We start from the raw sequence: 19,076 nt of genomic DNA, 5'->3' as shown, positions 1-19,076 counted from the left end.
CAATTATATTTATGTAAAAAAGGAAGTGAATAATTGTTATTACAATCACCCACTTCCTTTGCAATTTCATTTTCCTTAAAAGATAAATAAAGCTAACGCTGTCGAAACGATTAATCCTAACATAACAGGAATAAAGTTTTTTCGGACTAAGTCCATTACTGGAACGCCGCAGAAGCCTGCAATAGCCACTAAAGATGACCATGCAATAATCGTTCCTCCACCCGTCCAGATGGAACCCATTTGTCCAATAGCTGCTAATGTCGCAGGATCTAAACCGCCAGAGGCTAATGCTCCAGACAAAGAACCCGTTAACGGTAAACCAGAAAAACCTGACCCATCTAACCCAGTAATGATTCCAATAAGAAGAATACTAAACGCAATTAGGATTGGACTATGTGGCAATACGTCCTGTGTAGACTTAACTAAATCAAACAGTAATTCTGGAGATTCACCATCCCCAATCGATAGGATACTTCCAGAGAAATCAGAGCTTCCTAAAAAGAAGAATCCTGCAATCGGAATGACTGGTCCCATTGCTTTAAAAGCAAAGACAAACCCCTCTGTAATGTGCTCACTAATATAATCTAATGCTTTGTGTTTTCCAAAAGCTAATGTCGATAGAAGGAGCAATACAACTGCTACACCACCAATAAATGCAGCACCATCTCCACCTTCAAAACCACCCATTCGACCTGAATTCAATTTGGTTGATATCATATAAATCATAACGACTAACATCGATACTGGAACTAATACGGCAAAAATTTTACTCCAAAATGGCAAGCTTACATTTTGGGGTTTTTTACCTTCTTCCCCTTCTATCCCCTGCATAACTGCAAGCTCTTGTTCAATTTTTGGGTCATTTTTTGAACGAATGCTCTTTCTGTTTCTTAAATATGCATAGGCAATAGCCACAACACCTGTAATCAAGGATAATATTAATGCTTGATCTACAACAGTTGCAGTATCAACCCCAGCAGCTTTTGCAGATAAGTCAGGGGCAACCTGAATGATATAATCAGATGAAAGTGCCATACCTTGACCTGCCAATGCTACTGCTACAGCTCCCATCATTACTGGTAACCCAGCACGAATAGCAGCAGGAACAAGTAATGCGCAGATTAGCGGGACAGCAGGAGTAGGCCAGAAAAACAAGGAAATAACATAGGTGACAACAACTAAAACGAAAAATGCTATGTGACCATTCACCATCATCTTTTGGATTGGTTGAATCATTCGTTTATCTGCACCTAAATCCTTTAAAGAATGCAATAAAGCCACCATAAAAGTAATGATTAGAAAGATGTTAAACAGTTCTTTGGCAGCGACTAGATTTGCATTAAATACAGCAGTAAAACCATCAATGATACTACCTTGATAAACCCATGCAACTAGAAATGTTCCTAATAATGTAGGAAGTACAACACCTCTTCGGAATACCATCGTTACAATAATCGCTATAGTAAAAAATCCATATATCCAGTGAGAAAATGTCAATTCCACGCTACATCGCCTCCATTCATCCAGTTTTCGTAACTGAACTGTGCTATAGCCTATGCAACGTGGGTTCTTTCGGTGACGGCATCCTTAGAAAAAACGGGTACCCCCGCCCCAATCGCGTAAAAAAACAGCCATTATCGGCTGTTTTTCATGAAATCCAACACTTCCTTATCTATTTTACCTTTTTCCAATTCTCTTTCCTCAAAGTTTTCAGTATGTAAAAACTTCGTAAATTGCTCCAACAACTGATTGTCCTCTACTTCTTTCGTAGAGAGATAACCAAATTTATTTAATCCTTCAACCACTTCATCTCTCGTTTTTCCTTGAATGGATAATATGTTTTCAGGCTTTGTCTCCCCGAAATATAATTGTTGTAAAGCAAATAATCGATGCAGCTCTTTAATTGGTTCAGGATGATCATCCACCCTTAAATCAACAAGGACATCATTAAATCCACCATATCCTCCTTTTTCCTTTACGACATATAGTGCCGCTGATTGTTTCCCCCTACTATCTCCGCCCGCTTCTTGTGCAGCTGATAAGGAAGCTAACAATCGCTCTGCTAAAGTCCCCTCTGTATTCTCAAAGGTTTCCCCCATTGCCGTAACCGTTTCTTTATTTACTAAAATGTTCCCTTGTGCAGCAAAGTTTTTACCAGTTATGCCACCTGCCCAATCGTAGCAATTGCTACCAGTAAAGCTAGCTGTGTTCCCTTTAAAATCTACAATACCAACTTGTCTTTCTTCTCTTTCCGGATCTTTTTCCGTTAGAATCTGAATCGCCTCTTCTGCTGTTTTACCTTCCTCTAATAAAGCTAACCCCTCTGGACCATAAGAAGGATTGGCAAATGCCTGAGTTGCTACAGCACCTACTCCCGCTTTCGCCCAAGGTACCACAGAGCCGACCGCAATAAACTTGGATTGAACAGCTATTCCTAACTCACCCGTAGCTGGATCGAACCCGACAATAGAAAATGTTGCTACAATATCTTTCATTTTTTTCATGATGCTTCCTCCATTTTGTGTTTATTTTAGTACGTTGAATTAATAATATGTACCAGCCAACCTTAGTATATTATATCAAAAAAACCTTTGCCATCACTAAGGACAACAAAGGTTTCCATAACAACTTAACTCACTTTTATTAATAAACAAGCTCTATTCCAATGTTTCTGCCCGTCGTAATATAACCAAATATGATAGAAATGGCAATTGTGCAATCTTATTAAGATACGATCGTTACAGGACAAGGAGCATGTCGAACAACACGATAACAGGTGCTCCCTATTAATCTACCTGTTACTTTTTTCATATTTTTTGTCCCCATTACGATTAAAAATGCTTTTTTATTTTTCGCCTCTTTACAAATTTCGTCAGCTGGTATCCCCTTTTTCCAAATCGTTATGACATTAATGTCTTCACTTATGCTTTCCTTCCCCTTATTCAACAGTTTAGTGGCACATTCCTCTTTATATAATTCCAATTGTTTTTTCCCAATCATTTTGGTTGCGTAATGAGTATTTATTTTAGGTTGAACATGAAATAATTCAATTGTGAATCCTGTTACACGAGCAATTTGCACAGCATAGTCAATAACTTGCTGAGACTGTTCCGAGTCATCATTAATCGGCACCAGTAAGATTTTTTCCATCGGAATCACCTCTTCTACATTCTATTCATTTAAAGAGGAAATGCGCCTATCTATTAATAAATTTGACAAAATAACAATGGAACACGTAATTCATACATAGTCATTTATTATTAACATTCAATGATCGATCGAATAGTGAAACAAAAAGTCTAGTTATGTAACTTCCACCCATTCAACCTTTACTTTAGAATAAGAATCAATTATGATGTAATGGAAACACAAACTTTATAATGAAAAGTGCACTAGGGGTGCTGCATTCATAGCGGCTGAGAGGAAAATATTCCGACCCTTTGAACCCGAACTGGATAATACTAGCGTGGGGAAGTGCGGTCGAACTGGTATATACGTTTATACTTATACATAAGTTGGCTGCATTCCCATGGGAGTGCAGCTTTTTTATTATTGACAAGGAGGATGGCGGTTCTTCTCACAACGTTATGACTGTAACGATGTCAACAAATAGTTTTTCAAAGAAAGGTGGAAATAGTAATGAGTAAATGGAGATTAAAAGAAGTTATTGTAATGGCAGCTTTATCTGTAGTATTTGGTGTTGTTTATTTAGCGTTTTTACCTGTAGGAGGCATATTAGTTGGATTTATGGGACCAATTGGTTATGAACCTATTTTCGGTATTTGGTTTATTGTATCGATTATTGCTGCTTATATTATCCGGAAGCCTGGTGCGGCATTCATATCAGAAACAATCGCAGCTACGATTGAAGTGATGATTGGAAATGCGCTCGGACCAATTTTAATTCTGATTGGAATGATTCAAGGTATTGGTGCAGAAGCCGTCTTTGCAGCAACAAGATGGAAAATCTATTCACTTTGGGTACTCATGTTAGCTGGTATGGGCTCAGCTGTCACTAGCTTTATCTGGGGTATGTTCCAAAATGGTTACCTCGCCTTTGCACCAGGTTATATTTTAACGATGTTTTCAATCCGATTAATAAGTGGTGCACTTATTGCTGGAGTTCTTGGTAAAATACTAAGCGACGCACTAGCTAAAACCGGTGTTCTATCAAGCTTTGCACTTGGTAAAGAGTATAAGAAAAGGAAAAAAGCAGCATGATGGAAGCATCAGCCGTTAAGGTCGACCATTTAACATTATTTTTTGATGATATACCAGAAAAGCCTGTATTAAATGATATCAGCTTTGAAGTAAATGAGATGGAAAACCTGTTGATCCTTGGTCCAAGCGGATGTGGAAAAAGTACTTTAACACATTGTTTAAATGGACTTTTTCCCCGTGAATTAGACGGAAATATGAATGGTGACATTTTTATTAACCAAAAAAATGCGACTGACTATAGGAACGGTGAAATTTCACAGCATCTTGGGGTTGTTTTTCAAGATCCAGAAACACAATTTTGTATGTTCACCGTAGAAGATGAAATTGCTTTTGGACTTGAAAACAAAGGTGTTTCCCCTAATGAGATGGAAGATAAAATCGATGAAGTACTAGGGTTAGTAAAAATGAAGGAATGTAAACACCGAAACATCACTACCCTATCCGGAGGACAAAAACAGAAATTGGCGTTAGCCTGTATTCTAGCAATGGAACCAGAAATACTTGTATTAGATGAGCCAACGGCAAATTTAGACCCAGTTGCAGCAAAAGAATTTATTCATACACTACAACAGTTACAACAACATAAAAAGTTTTCACTTTTAGTCATCGAACATCAATTAGATGGCTGGGTGTCATTAATCGATCGAAGTATCATGATCAATGCAAAAGGAGAAATTTTTTATGATGGCGAACTAAGACACGGTATAAATAAGCACCGAGATACATTGGAACAACTCGGTATTTGGATTCCTAAAGCTACGAAACTAGCATTAGAATTAGAAAAAAAAGAAAACCATACGTTTGAAAACTTGCCATTAACGATTCATGAATTAGCCGCACAGTCAATAGATTTTAAACCTTCACTGAATAAAGGAAATGGGAAGCCTAACCAGCACGATTTAGCTATAAAAGCTAATGAACTGCTGTGGTCAAAAAAAGATACAGATATCATTAATGCAAAGGATATTCACTTGTACAGTGGACAATTTGTCATGATTTTAGGGGCTAATGGAAGTGGAAAATCCTCTCTTTCTAAGCTCCTTGCCGGCATTGAAAAGCCATCTAAAGGTTCCGTTCAACTTTATGACAAACCTTTGCAAGGATGGAGAGAAAGAGAATTAAGAACAAAAATCGGTTACGTTTTCCAAAACCCAGAGCATCAATTTATTTCTGATACTGTATTTGATGAAGTTGCCTTTAGCTTACGATTGCAAGGCTTAACTGAACGGGAAGTTATTAATCGTGTCAAAGCAATTCTCGAACAATGTCAATTAACAAGCTTTACCGATCTTCATCCCTACACACTCAGCCAAGGACAAAAAAGAAGGTTAAGCGTAGCAACGATGATTGTCGATAACCAGTCCCTGCTCTTTCTCGATGAGCCTACTTTTGGCCAAGATGCTAGTTCTACTAATCAGCTATTAAATCTTTTAATGGAACGTCATGCTCAAGGTACTGGAATAGTAATGATTACACACGATATGGAATTAGTTTATCAATATGCAGAGCGAGTATTGGTCATGGAAAATGGACAAATAGCACTTGATACAACTCCTGAACAACTGTGGAGCCTTACTCGTGAACAGTTGAAACAGTGGCAGCTCGAGTTACCTGTCCAAGTAAAATTACAACGATTACTACAGAAGGATGTCGGCTATGTTCATTCATAACGTAAATCCAAGCATAAAAGCTATTACGATTATTGTTAGTGTATTCTTGTTGGCCCTTGTTTTTGATCCAATTACACCGCTATGCTTTGTGATTTGGATCTGGATTCTGACAATTGGTGTGGCCAAAATTCATTGGAAAAAATATTTGGTTTATTTTTCCCCTTTTTTCATTTTTGCATTAGGGATGTTTTGGACGAATGTTATGTTTGCCAATGAACCGAACAATCCAGCAGATGTGATCACCCTGTTTGGTCGTGAGTTTCCAACGGAGGATGTGAACACCGCATTAGCTCTTTCGTTAAGAATATTAAGCTTTACATCCTTGTCCTTATTGTTCCTATTAACAACAAACATTGTTCATTTTATATTAAGTTTAATGCAGCAATGTAAACTTCCGCCAAAGCTCGCCTATGGTATTTTAGCTGGTTACCGGTTTTTACCAATGATGAAAGACGAACTAGTATTAATTCACGCTGCGCATCGCGTACGCGGTGTAAATAGAGCAAAAACAATGAAAGAAGCCTTTCAGCAATATAAACGATTTGCGATACCTCTACTCGCTAGCGCAATTAGAAAAGCAGAACGAACTGCGATAGCCATGGAATCAAAAGGATTTACCGGTAGTCGAGACCGTACCTTTTACAGACAATTTACGATTGGACCAAAAGACTGGTTGTTTTTGGTCATGATGTTGGGTATGCTTCTAATCTTTATTACCGTCTCGTGGCAGCTCGGTTATCTCAAATGGTATAGTGGTGAATTCTAAAGGTTAAATTGTCAATATCCAGCTCAAACGATTGAAGTATTTGGGGCGGACGCCTGTTCCATCATTCGTGACAAAAGCGGCTGTTTTAAGGTGTACACGGACATTTGTTCCGCTATTCATCCCAAAAGCAGCCGTTTCCCCCCACGCATTTCTTTCGTAATTTTTCTCTATCCTAACATCTTAGTGGAAATTAGCTTTTAAAAAAATACCATGCCACCTTCGTTACCATACATCACATTATATGTCATATTTACTGACAATCATTCCAAGAAATGGGCGCGTTTCCTAACAGTTTTGAAAACGCTTCGAAAATGTTCACAATTAACCTAGGTTCTTTGCGCCTCATAACTGTAAACGCTTACCGTCGCTAGGATTTATTTTAAATATCAGAAAATTTTCACTAAACCTGTTGACCTTCTTTTAAAATGGTTGTATTATTGTCGTCAACCAAAGAAATATAAGGGTTTCAGTACTGTTTCTATTTAATAAAAGAAGTTTGCAAAATAGATGGACTTTACTATCAGAAACGTATTACAATAACACATATGAAGTAAAATTAATAAGATGATAAATAAAAAACGCAATTAGTACAAAAGATAACCAAAATAGCCAATTAGGATAGCGTATCCTTTTAAAGAGTTTCACTACGACAGGTTTCAAAGGTTAAAACAGTTAAATCGATGAAGGGAACAAAGGAATAAGATCATGTATTCACAGAGAGCCGGGGTTGCTGGAAGCCCGGAAATACACCTTATTCTGACATCGTCTCTGAGTGTTAAGTTGAACGGTAAATCCAAGTAGGCTTGACCAGGTGCCCAACTTCAGCACCTGTTATCAAAAGGAGCTAAAACTAGTTTTAGCTTCACGAGGCAGTATTCGAGAGGATACTGTAAATCAGGGTGGTACCGTGAAAAGACAAAAGCCTTTTCTCCCCTTTATTCTGCAGATTTGCAGATTATGGGAAGAATTGGCTTTTTTTGTTACTAATTGAGCTGAAAACCTGAAATAAATGTTCATTTAGGAGGGATTACAAAATGAAGGTAGAAGCAAAACCGGGATATCAAACCGGTACAAAACCAAAAACAGGTGCAGATCTTCTTGTTAAAACTCTAATTGAGGAGGGAGTTGAAACGATATTTGGATATCCGGGTGGAGCCGTTTTACCAATATACGACGCACTTTATCGTGCAAAAGACTCCTTTGATCATATTCTTACTCGCCATGAACAAGGTGCCATTCACGCAGCCGAGGGATATGCACGTGTTTCAAGCAAACCTGGTGTAGTAATTGGAACTTCTGGACCAGGAGCAACTAATTTAGTTACAGGTATAGCTGATGCAATGATGGATTCTCTTCCATTAGTTGTTTTCACTGGTCAGGTAGCAAGAAGTGTAATTGGAACAGACGCGTTCCAGGAAGCAGATGTAATTGGAATAACTACCCCAATTACAAAACACAATTACCAAGTTCAATCAATCAGTGATTTACCGCGGATTGTTAAAGAGGCGTTTCATATTGCTACAACTGGACGCCCAGGACCGGTTGTTGTTGATATTCCAAAAGATATATCTGCAAATCCATGTGATGATTCCTATGACGCGAATTTTCACTTACCTGGATATCAACCAACGACAAAACCGAATCCTTTACAAATTAAAAAATTAGCCGATTCACTAGCGAAAGCTGAAAAGCCAGTAATTCTAGCGGGTGCTGGTGTTATTATCAGTAAAGCTTCTAACGAATTAAAGGAGTTTGCTGAAAAGCACGCTTTACCAGTAACAACTACTTTGCTTGGCCTTGGTGGTTTTCCTGGAGATCATGAACTTTCTTTAGGAATGGCCGGAATGCATGGAACGTACACGGCAAACACAGCATTGTACGAATGTGATTTGTTAATTAACATTGGGGCTCGCTTTGATGACAGATTAACTGGTAATTTAGCACATTTTGCCCCTTCAGCAACGGTGGCACATATTGATATTGACCCTGCTGAAATCGGTAAAAACGTTGCAACTCATATTCCGATTGTTTCCGATGCTAAAGAAGCGCTTATCAGTTTACAGCATCATACAAAAAAATCACCACAGCATAGAGACTGGATGGATAAACTATTCCAAAATAAAGTTGATTTTCCATTATGGCATGATGAGAGCACGAACGATATTTTACCGCAATGGTTAACAAAAGAGATTCACAAGTATACAAATGGTAATGCTATTGTTACGACAGATGTAGGACAGCATCAAATGTGGGCTGCTCAATATTATACGTTTAATAAACCTAATCGTTGGGTTACGTCTGGTGGTTTGGGAACTATGGGCTTCGGCTTCCCTGCAGCTATCGGTGCACAACTAGCCAGCCCAGACGAAACAGTAGTTGCAGTTGTTGGTGATGGTGGTTTTCAGATGACATTACAAGAGTTATCCGTTCTACAAGAACGCGGATTACCAGTAAAAGTCATTATTGTAAACAACTCAGCGCTTGGTATGGTTCGTCAATGGCAAGAAGCTTTTTACGAGGAACGCTATTCGGAGTCACTTCTAGATGTGCAACCAGATTTCGTAAAATTGGCTGAAGCATATCAAATTAAGGGATTAAAGATTAATACACAAGAAGAGCTTATAAAAAATCTTCCAGAAATATTTGACTATAATGGCCCAGTAGTTGTTGATTGCCGAGTATTACAACAGGAAAATGTCTATCCAATGATTGCTCCAGGCAAAGGTCTTAATGAAATGATTGGGGTGAAACCATGAAACGAATTATAACAGCGACTGTTCAAAATCGTAGCGGTGTTTTAAATCGTGTAACTGGATTACTGCAAAAACGTCAATTCAACATTGAAAGCATAACGGTTGGACGCACAGAGGCTGAAGGAATTTCAAAAATGACCTTTGTCGTAGATGTAGAAGATAACCAAAAGCTTGAGCAAGTTACCAAGCAATTGAATAAACAAATTGACGTATTAAAGGTTTCTGATATTACAGATAAAGCAATTGTAGCTAGAGAGTTAGCATTAATTAAAGTAGTGAGCAGCGGACAGCTTCGAAGTGAAATACAAGGAATTATCGAGCCATTCCGTGCTTCTATTATTGATGTTAGTAAAGATAGTCTATCTATTCAGGTAACTGGTAAACCAGATAAAATCGAAGCATTAATTGACTTGCTTCGACCTTATGGCATAAAAGAGTTAGCACGAACAGGTTTAACAGCTTTCCTAAGAGGGCAGCAGCCGCAAGTAACAGAGCTAACTTCCTATTCCCTATTAAAATAAGAAAAGCGAACTCAGGTTTAATTACCAAATTAACATATAATAAAACAAAGTTGAGAGGATGTATTAATTATGACAAAAGTACTTTACCACAATGATATTAATGAAGAGGTTTTACAATCAAAAAAAATCGCTATTATTGGTTATGGTTCTCAAGGCCATGCGCATGCCCTTAATTTAAAAGAAAGTGGATTTGATGTTGTCGTTGGTCTTAGAAAAGGAAAATCATGGGATAAAGCTGTTGAAGATGGTGTGGAAGTATTATCTGTTGCAGATGCAACTGCACAAGCAGACGTAGTTATGATCCTACTTCCTGACGAATATCAGCCGAAAATTTATGAAGAAAGCATCAAACCAAACTTACAAGCTGGTAATGCACTTGTATTTGCACACGGCTTTAATATCCATTTTAACCAAGTTGTACCACCAGAAGATGTAGATGTTTTCCTTATTGCACCAAAAGGACCTGGACACCTTGTACGTAGAACATTTGAAGAAGGTGCTGGTGTACCTGCTCTTTACGGTATTTATCAAGATTACACTGGAACAGCTAAAGATGTTGCACTTGCTTATGCAAAAGGAATTGGTGCAGGGCGCGCAGGTATTTTAGAAACTTCTTTCCAAGAAGAAACAGAAACGGACTTATTCGGTGAGCAAGCTGTTTTATGTGGTGGCTTAACCAGCCTTGTAAAAGCAGGATTTGAAACGCTAACAGAAGCAGGTTATCAACCTGAAGTTGCTTATTTTGAGTGTCTCCATGAACTAAAGCTTATCGTTGACTTAATGTATGAGGGTGGCCTAGAAGGAATGCGTTACTCTATTTCTGATACAGCTCAATGGGGAGATTTCGTATCTGGCCCTCGCGTCGTTAACGAAGAAACAAAAGCTCGCATGAAAGAAGTATTAACAGATATCCAAACTGGTGTATTTGCTAAAGGATGGATTCTAGAAAACCAAGCAAATCGTGCTCAGTTTAATGCAACGAACGCGAAAGAAAATAGTCACCAAATTGAAAAAGTAGGAAGAGAACTTCGTGAGTTAATGCCATTTGTAAAGCAAAAGGCAAACGCTAAGAAGGAAGTGGTCTCGAATGGTTCAAATTAAGATTTTTGATACAACGCTAAGGGACGGTGAACAGTCCCCTGGCGTGAATCTAAATCAATTAGAAAAATTGGAAATTGCAAAGCAATTAGAACGCTTTGGTGTTGACATTATGGAAGCAGGATTCCCTGCTTCCTCCCAAGGGGATTTTGAAGCGGTAAAGAAAATTGCTGATACGATTAAAGATGTATCTGTAACTGGATTAGCTAGAGCAAAAAAATCTGACATTGATATTTCTTGGGAGGCATTAAAAGGTGCAGCAGAACCTCGCTTACATTTATTCATCGCTACCTCCCCTATTCACATGGAATATAAATTAAAGAAAACACCAGAAGAAGTTATTGATATTGCTGTAGAGATGGTATCCTATGCAAGACAAAAATTCCCTCAGGTAGAATGGTCAGCTGAAGATGCCTCTCGAACAGATTTGCCTTTCTTGGCTAAAATTATTGAAAAAGTTATTGATGCAGGTGCTACTGTTGTTAACCTACCTGATACGGTTGGATATACAACTCCAAAAGAATATGGAGAAATGTTCCGTTATATTCGTGAAAATGTCCCGAACATTGACAAGGTTTCTCTTTCCGCACACTGTCATGATGACCTAGGTATGGCAGTAGCAAATTCGCTCGCTGCAATTGAGAATGGTGCTACACAAGTAGAGGGCACTATTAATGGAATTGGTGAACGTGCAGGAAATGCTGCATTAGAAGAGTTTGCAGTAGCTCTTAATATTCGCAATGATTTTTATCCTTATCATACAAATCTTGTTTTAAAAGAAACGAAACGTACAAGTGATCTTGTCAGCAAGTTTACTGGAATGGTTGTTCCAGCAAACAAAGCCGTTGTTGGTAGAAACGCATTTGCCCACGAATCAGGGATTCACCAGGACGGTGTCTTAAAAAATGCTTCAACGTATGAAATTATTACTCCGGAGCTTGTTGGCATTCATTCAAACAACCTTGTACTCGGAAAACATTCAGGGCGACATGCCTTTAAAGATAAAATAAAACAGCTTGGGTATGAATTGAGTGAGGAAAAATTATCCGAGGCATTTAAAGCATTCAAGCTGTTAACTGACCGCAAAAAAGAAGTAACGGATGATGACTTATTTGCTATCTTAACCGATGTGCAAACAGACGTTTCCAATGTAAAAAGATATGAATTAAAATCATTCCAGGTACAGTATGGCTCGCACAATTTACCAACTGCCACTGTTCTGTTACAAACTCCAGATGGCAACCAGGTGGAAACCGCACGTACTGGCCAAGGAAGTGTCGAAGCACTTTATAATACAATCGAAGAACTAATTAAAGAAGAAATTCATCTGACGGACTTTAACTTAAGTTCGATCGGTAAAGGGCGTGACGCATTAGCTGAAGTACATGTTAGCATGACTGTTAATGACATTCCTGTAAGTGGACGTGGTTCTTCCCAAGACGTACTTGAAGCTGCTGCTCACGCATTTTTAAATGCTGTTAACCGTGTTTTTTTAAGTAATAAAGCAGACTTAAAACAAAAAGCAAAATTTGATGCAATATAGGAGGACCAACCATGGAAAAGAAAATTGTGCTACTTCCTGGTGATGGCATTGGTGCAGAAGTAATCAATTCATCCAAAGAAGTATTAAATGCGATAGCTAATAAGTTCGGTCATTCCTTTCAATTCGAATCCCATGATATCGGTGGAGTTGCTGTTGATACTCACGGCACTCCCCTACCTGATGAAACGGTCGAAGCATGTAAGGGTGCTGATGCTGTTTTGCTCGGAGCAGTTGGTGGGCCAAAATGGGATCAGCTCCCTTCTCACCTACGACCAGAACGAGGACTGTTGGGAATTCGTAAAGCATTGGACTTATTCGCCAACCTAAGACCTGTAAAAGGATTCGAAAAACTATTACACGCTTCCCCATTAAAAGAAACTGTCATCAATGGCAGTGATTTATTAATCGTACGGGAGTTAACCGGTGGTTTATACTTTGGTGAACCAAGTGAGCGAAGAGACAATGGCAATGCAGTCGTAGACACCCTCTCCTACACTCGGAAAGAAATTGAGCGAATTGTTGACAAAGGGTTTCAAAGTGCTCAACTAAGGAAAAAGAAACTTACTTCTGTTGATAAAGCCAATGTATTAGAATCTAGCAAGCTATGGAGAGAAATTGTTGAAGAGAAAAAAGCTGACTACCCAGATGTGGAAGTTGATCATGTACTCGTTGACGCCGCTGCTATGAAGCTTATTACAAACCCGGATCAATTCGATGTTATCGTCACTGAAAATATGTTTGGTGATATTTTGAGTGACGAAGCTTCTGTATTAACTGGTTCGCTTGGAATGTTACCTTCCGCTAGTTTAGCTGAAAATGGTGTAGGATTGTACGAACCAGCACATGGATCTGCACCTGATATTGCCGGGAAAGGCATTGCAAATCCAATTGCAATGATTCTATCAGCAGCTCTTATGCTTCGCTATTCTTTTGGTTTAGATAAGGAAGCATTACAAATAGAAGCCGCTGTTGAGCACGTTGTCAATGATGGCTATTACACTGCCGACCTACAGGTTGAAAATGGTACGTTACTAAATACGGTAGAAATGACCGAACAAATTGCTAAGTATATAGATAATGGCTACTTTTACGGTAAAGATTAAATTCTCACACGTAAGGAGTGATATAGATGGGTAAACCTAAAACAATTATTGAAAAAATTTGGGACCGCCATGTGGTTCATCAAGAAGAAGCAAAACCAGACCTCCTTTATATCGATTTACACCTGGTTCACGAGGTTACTTCTCCACAAGCGTTTGAAGGTTTAAGAATGAAAGATAGAAAAGTACGACGTCCTGACTTAACGTATGCCACGATGGACCACAATGTGCCTACCATCCATCGTAACGTCATTAAAGACCAGGTTTCCAAAACACAGATGGACACATTAAAGAAAAACTGTGAAGAGTTTAATGTTCCATTAGCTGATATTGACCATCCAGACCAAGGGATTGTCCATGTAATCGGACCAGAGCTTGGGCTTACACAACCTGGAAAAACAATTGTTTGTGGAGATAGCCACACTTCTACTCACGGTGCTTTTGGTGCACTTGCTTTCGGAATCGGTACAAGTGAAGTAGAACATGTCCTTGCAACACAAACGATTTGGCAAGCAAAGCCAAAAACATTAAATGTAAAAGTAAATGGAAAGCTTGGAAAAGGTGTAACAGCGAAAGACTTAATACTAGCGATTATTGGTAAATATGGCGTTAAATTCGGAACTGGACATGTCGTTGAATATACCGGAGAAGCTATTCGCTCTCTTTCTATGGAAGGTAGAATGACCGTTTGTAATATGTCGATTGAAGGTGGTGCTCGTGCAGGGTTAATTAGCCCAGACGACACGACAATCGAATTCCTTCGCGGTAGACGTCATGCTCCTAAAGGAGAAGAATTCGAGAAAGCTGCTGAACAATGGAAATCCTTAGCAACCGATGAAGGAGCCAGCTATGACGCAACACTAGAAATTAATGCAGATGAAGTTGAACCTCAAGTAACTTGGGGAACAAACCCGAGCATGTGTATTCCAGTGAGTGCATCCATCCCTACTCCAGATGATGCAACATCTGCGAATGAAAAAGATGAAATAACTCGTGCACTTAATTATATGGGACTTGAGGCTGGAAAACCAATCTCATCTGTCAACATTGAGCATGTCTTTATTGGATCCTGTACGAACTCAAGATTGAGTGATTTACGTCGAGCTGCTGACATTGTTAAAGGGCAAAAAGTAAATCCATCTGTTCGTGCACTTGTTGTTCCCGGCTCACATAGTGTTAAAATTGCTGCTGAGCAAGAAGGCATTGACGTGATTTTTAAAGAAGCAGGCTTTGAATGGCGAGAAGCTGGATGTAGTATGTGTTTGGCTATGAATGATGATATTGTACCACCAGGTGAACGATGTGCATCTACTTCCAACAGAAACTTTGAAGGCCGACAAGGTACAGATGCCAGAACACACTTAGTTAGTCCAGAGATGGCTGCTGCAGCTGCTATTGAAGGGCATTTCGTAGATGTTCGTAAATTTACTGTTCCAACAGCTTAATTAGAAAAACTTAATACACAACATTTCCTTGAACCTTTTATTGAAGGAGGGTATAAATAATGGAACCTATACGCGTACACGAGGGGCTTGTTTACCCACTAAATAGATCAAATATCGACACAGACCAAATTATCCCTAAACAGTTTCTAAAAAGAATTTCAAGACAGGGATTCGGTCAGTTCTTGTTTTTTAATTGGCGTTTTAATAACGATGGTGAACCACGTGAGGATTTCTCTTTAAACAAACCACAATACAAAGATGCTTCTATTTTGGTTGCCGGCGAGAATTTCGGTTGTGGTTCCTCTCGAGAGCATGCACCATGGGCACTTCAAGACTTCGGTTTTAAAGTAGTGATCGCTCCTAGCTTTGCGGACATCTTTTATAACAACTGTACTAAAAATGGGATATTACCTGTTGTCCTTCCAGAGGAAAAAGTACAGGTTTTAATGGAAAATGCAGAAACATCTGGCTATCGTATTCACGTTGATTTAGAAAACAAACGCGTTTACGATTCCAATGACTTTGAAGCATCCTTTGATCTGCCAGAATATCAAAGAGAAATGCTTCTGAATGGTTGGGATGAAATCGCAGTAACATTAACACATGAAAGTAAAATTGATCAATTTGAAGACCAAAGACAAGTTTTCTAATAAAGAAAAAAACGCACGTGAATTCATCAGTTGAATTCACGTGTTTTGTATTGAGATTTGAGATCAACAATTTATGCGCAAAAAATTCTCCTTCTCCATTCCTTTAACCTTTAAGAATGCTCATGGCTATGAATAGTCTCTTCTAATGAAACCTCGGTTTTTGTATGGTGATGAATTTCACAATACCACACCTCTGTCATAACCTTATACGTAATATCACACTTTCGCTTCTTTTTAATAAAATTGTGCCAAACGGTGTATTCATGCGTATCAGCTGGAATCATCTCGAATTCAGAGCCTGTTTTCTTCCAATTGTGCTGTTTCTCCCCCTCTTCATCTTTCACTTCGTTATTAATACGATCAGATGCACTCACTTCACTATATGTAACATTGCACAAAGCAAACCCGATCACCAAAACCAGTACAAGTAATTTTTTCAACCCTTTCACCTCTATTTTTAACTAGTTTTTCTTATCATTACCAAGACAGTGCTCCTTTATGTAATTTTTCGTTTTTTCTACATGAAAACTTCCACTATATCTAGGAACACTCTTCCTTTGATTTCTACTTCCCTCCACCCTAGTCAGCATTAGAAAAACAATCATCTTCTTGTTAACTAATTTAACAAAATGATAAGTAAAAAAATACGCGAACGTTGGCGAAAATTACACATTTTCCCAAAATAATTTCTAAAATTTGTATAAATGTCTTGAAATATTGCCATGAGTGCGATTATAATAAGTACTATCAAAATTCAAACAATTTTGATTATTCTTTATGTTAGGTTTAGTTACATAATTTCGTTAAGTTCTATTTCATTTACATAGAGCTAAAAAACAAAAGGGGGAGTTACTTTCATGCAAAAGAAAAATTCATTATCTATTTTTCTGGCAAGTCTTTTTCTACTATTCGGTTTACTATTAGCCGGATGTACTTCTGAGGAAGCTGGGTCAGACGATTCAGGTGAAACAGAAGAAGAAAGTTCCACTGATGATGGTGGTAGTGAAGAAACATCATCAGGAGATGAAGGAAGTTCATCAGACTCAGATTCAACCTTAGCTACAGTTCAAGATAGAGGAAATCTTGTTCTTGGCGGTAACAGCCAGTTGCCAGGATTCGGATATGTAAACTCTGATGGGGAATATGAAGGATTTGATATTGATTTTGGTAAAGCTATTGCTGCTGCAATCTTTGACGATCCTGAAGCAATTGAAGTTCGTCCTTTATCTGCGCAAGAGCGTTTTACAGCTCTACAAACAGGTGAAGTTGATGTATTAATTCGTAACACGACATGGACAACCACGCGTGACACTGAATTAGGTACAAACTTCGCTCCTACTACTTTCTACGATGGCCAAGGGATTATGGTACGTAGAGATAGTGGAATTGAAGCGTTAGAAGACTTAGCTGGTGCTCGTATCGGTGTAGAAACTGGTACAACTACAGAGCTTAACCTAGCTGACCAATTCCGTAAACTAGGAATTGAGTACGAACAAGTTGTTTTTGATGACAGTGACGCGCTAGTTGCTGCATATGAAGCTGGTACTGTCGATGCTTGGACAACAGATAAATCAGGTCTAGTATCAAGACAAGCAACTTTGTCTGAACCAGATCAACATAAAATTCTAAACGAAGCTTTATCAAAAGAACCACTTGGACCAACTGTTAGACAAGGGGATGACCAATGGTTCAATATTGTTAAGTGGGTAACTTTCGCAACAATTGAAGCAGAGGAGCTAGGGATTACTTCTGAAAACATTGATGATTTCATGGACAGTGAAGATCCAGTAGTTCGTCGTTTCCTAGGTGTTGAAGGTGAATTAGGATCAATGATGGGATTACCAAACGATTTTGCTTACAGAGTAATTAAGCATGTTGGTAACTATGAAGAGATTTACAACCGTCATTTAGGTCCTAATACAGTATTTGATCTTGAAAGAGGTCTAAATGAAAACTGGACTAACGGAGGACTTTTATATTCTCCACCGTTCCGTTAATGTATAATTCATTGTAATAATATTGAAGGACCTGCTCGTCCTGCTGGTATTGGGCAGGTCCTTTACCTATTTAAAATTCAATCGATTAAAAGTTATGTAGAATTAAGTAGTCGTTTTTAGATGAGAGGTGAGAATAGTGGCTAAGCAAAACAAGGTTTCCACACCATTTTGGAGAGATAATCGCATCATTCCAATTATGTTACAAATAATCTTTGTCCTAATCGTTCTCATTGTAGGTGGATATTTAATCAATAATGCCATTGCTGGATTAGAGAGAATTGGAATTGAGTTAGGATTAGGCTTTTTAGGAAGTACTGCTTCGTTTAATATTTCAGAATCATTAATTGATTATCAACCTACTGATACGTATGGTCGAGCAGTTATGGTTGGTGTACTAAACACAATTAAAGTATCTGTCATAGGTATTATTCTTGCAACGATTATTGGTATCTTTGTTGGTATTGCACGTCTATCCAACAACTGGTTAGTCCAAAAGATTGCAGGACTATATATTGAAATCTTTCGTAATACCCCTTTACTAGTACAAATTTTCATCTGGTACTTTGCTGTATTTTTAAAATTCCCTCAAGTAAAAGAAGCCTTTGAGATTGGACCGATGTACCTAAGCAACCGTGGCGCAGCTATTCCCTGGTTTGAATTACATTCCGGATCTCTTATATGGTCGCTACTTTTTATCATAGGCATTATTGCAGCAATAATCTTTTGGAAGACAAGACTAAATACTCAAGTAAAAACTGGTGAAAGAAAATATCCGTTTGTATGGGCCATTGGATCATTTATTACCGCCTTAATTTTAGCATTTGTTTTCACCCAACAAGGACCAGTTGATATGACTTATCCAGTCCTTGGAAACTTTAACTTTGAGGGCGGTCATACCGTAACACCTGAATTTTTAGCGATTCTTATTGGTTTGACGGCTTACACAGCTACATATATAGCTGAAATTGTCCGTGCTGGTATTTTATCTGTATCTAAAGGACAAAAAGAAGCTGCAAAAGCGCTAGGCCTTAAAAATTCGACAACAATGCGGTTAGTTGTTTTCCCGCAAGCAATTCGTATCATCATCCCTCCTGTAACTAGTCAATATCTTAACTTAACGAAAAACTCTAGTTTGGCAGTTGCGGTAGGATATGCAGATTTAGTCAGTGTAGGTAATACAACATTAAATCAAACTGGACATGCCGTTGAGATGATTTTAATTATGATACTCGTATATCTTACTTTAAGTCTATTAACTTCATTATTTATGAACATATTCAACAAAAAATCCCAAATAGTAGAGAGGTGATCA

The 19,076-nt window shown here is 38.3% G+C and carries 16 protein-coding genes and 1 riboswitch; of the genes, 12 read left to right on the top strand and 4 right to left on the bottom strand.

Annotated features, from left to right (window positions below):
- Positions 1-75 precede the first annotated feature (75 nt).
- The 3 genes from JOC48_RS13105 to JOC48_RS13095 form a co-directional block, all read right to left on the bottom strand.
- Positions 76-1,503 (bottom strand): hypothetical protein, encoded by a 1,428-nt coding sequence (locus tag JOC48_RS13105; protein WP_204500407.1) that lies wholly within the window; start codon positions 1,501-1,503, stop codon positions 76-78.
- A 131-nt stretch (positions 1,504-1,634) separates the two neighbouring features.
- Positions 1,635-2,504 carry a DUF1028 domain-containing protein gene (locus tag JOC48_RS13100; RefSeq protein WP_204500404.1) on the bottom strand — a complete coding sequence of 290 codons (870 nt, stop codon included), beginning with the start codon at positions 2,502-2,504 and terminating at the stop codon, positions 1,635-1,637.
- Positions 2,505-2,724: 220 nt separating this feature from the next.
- Positions 2,725-3,150: a universal stress protein gene (locus JOC48_RS13095; protein WP_204500402.1), complete on the bottom strand. Its 426-nt coding sequence runs from the start codon at positions 3,148-3,150 to the stop codon at positions 2,725-2,727.
- 234 nt (positions 3,151-3,384) lie between these two features.
- A riboswitch (TPP riboswitch) is annotated at positions 3,385-3,490 on the top strand.
- Positions 3,491-3,639: 149 nt separating this feature from the next.
- On the opposite strand from JOC48_RS13095, the gene JOC48_RS13090 reads away from it, so the two are divergent.
- The 10 genes from JOC48_RS13090 (at position 3,640) to leuD (ending at position 15,767) form a co-directional block, all read left to right on the top strand.
- Positions 3,640-4,221 carry an ECF transporter S component gene (locus JOC48_RS13090; RefSeq protein WP_204500399.1) on the top strand — a complete coding sequence of 194 codons (582 nt, stop codon included), beginning with the start codon at positions 3,640-3,642 and terminating at the stop codon, positions 4,219-4,221.
- Positions 4,218-5,891: an ABC transporter ATP-binding protein gene (locus JOC48_RS13085; RefSeq protein WP_204500397.1), complete on the top strand. Its 1,674-nt coding sequence runs from the start codon at positions 4,218-4,220 to the stop codon at positions 5,889-5,891. Before JOC48_RS13090 ends, JOC48_RS13085 begins: the two co-directional genes overlap by 4 nt.
- Complete coding sequence (locus tag JOC48_RS13080; protein WP_204500394.1) at positions 5,878-6,657, top strand: energy-coupling factor transporter transmembrane component T family protein; 780 nt, start codon at positions 5,878-5,880, stop codon at positions 6,655-6,657. The genes JOC48_RS13085 and JOC48_RS13080 overlap by 14 nt, the downstream gene beginning before the upstream one ends.
- A gap of 1,034 nt (positions 6,658-7,691) precedes the next feature.
- The gene (gene ilvB, locus JOC48_RS13075; protein ID WP_204500392.1) at positions 7,692-9,413 is read left to right on the top strand and encodes an acetolactate synthase large subunit; all 1,722 of its coding nucleotides are present in this window, start codon (positions 7,692-7,694) and stop codon (positions 9,411-9,413) included.
- A complete protein-coding gene (gene ilvN / locus JOC48_RS13070) occupies positions 9,410-9,931 on the top strand; it encodes an acetolactate synthase small subunit (protein ID WP_204500389.1) in 522 nt (173 codons plus the stop codon). Before ilvB ends, ilvN begins: the two co-directional genes overlap by 4 nt.
- A 69-nt stretch (positions 9,932-10,000) precedes the next feature.
- A complete protein-coding gene (gene ilvC / locus JOC48_RS13065; protein WP_204500387.1) occupies positions 10,001-11,032 on the top strand; it encodes a ketol-acid reductoisomerase in 1,032 nt (343 codons plus the stop codon).
- Positions 11,019-12,572: a 2-isopropylmalate synthase gene (locus JOC48_RS13060; RefSeq protein WP_204500385.1), complete on the top strand. Its 1,554-nt coding sequence runs from the start codon at positions 11,019-11,021 to the stop codon at positions 12,570-12,572. The genes ilvC and JOC48_RS13060 overlap by 14 nt, the downstream gene beginning before the upstream one ends.
- Before the next feature lie 11 nt (positions 12,573-12,583).
- Complete coding sequence (leuB, locus tag JOC48_RS13055) at positions 12,584-13,675, top strand: 3-isopropylmalate dehydrogenase (protein ID WP_204500384.1); 1,092 nt, start codon at positions 12,584-12,586, stop codon at positions 13,673-13,675.
- A 26-nt stretch (positions 13,676-13,701) separates the two neighbouring features.
- Complete coding sequence (leuC, locus tag JOC48_RS13050) at positions 13,702-15,117, top strand: 3-isopropylmalate dehydratase large subunit (protein WP_204500383.1); 1,416 nt, start codon at positions 13,702-13,704, stop codon at positions 15,115-15,117.
- A gap of 59 nt (positions 15,118-15,176) precedes the next feature.
- On the top strand, positions 15,177-15,767 hold the full coding sequence (leuD, locus tag JOC48_RS13045; protein ID WP_204500382.1) for a 3-isopropylmalate dehydratase small subunit: 591 nt from the start codon (positions 15,177-15,179) through the stop codon (positions 15,765-15,767).
- 110 nt (positions 15,768-15,877) lie between these two features.
- Here leuD and JOC48_RS13040 read toward each other — a convergent pair whose 3' ends face one another.
- Entirely contained in the window at positions 15,878-16,207 is a 330-nt protein-coding gene (locus JOC48_RS13040; RefSeq protein WP_204500381.1) for a hypothetical protein, read from the bottom strand.
- Between the two features lie 417 nt (positions 16,208-16,624).
- Here JOC48_RS13040 and JOC48_RS13035 point away from each other — a divergent pair, with 417 nt between their 5' ends.
- Positions 16,625-17,764 carry an amino acid ABC transporter substrate-binding protein gene (locus JOC48_RS13035; RefSeq protein WP_204500379.1) on the top strand — a complete coding sequence of 380 codons (1,140 nt, stop codon included), beginning with the start codon at positions 16,625-16,627 and terminating at the stop codon, positions 17,762-17,764.
- 136 nt (positions 17,765-17,900) lie between these two features.
- Positions 17,901-19,073: an amino acid ABC transporter permease gene (locus JOC48_RS13030; RefSeq protein WP_338024305.1), complete on the top strand. Its 1,173-nt coding sequence runs from the start codon at positions 17,901-17,903 to the stop codon at positions 19,071-19,073.
- Positions 19,074-19,076: the final 3 nt, after the last annotated feature.

Origin of the sequence: Aquibacillus albus (genome assembly GCF_016908325.1) — a bacterium.
In the GTDB taxonomy this organism is placed as follows: Bacteria; Bacillota; Bacilli; order Bacillales; family Amphibacillaceae; genus Aquibacillus_A; species Aquibacillus_A albus.
Note: the sequence above shows the minus strand (reverse complement) of the source record. Positions and strands in the feature narration are given on the sequence as shown.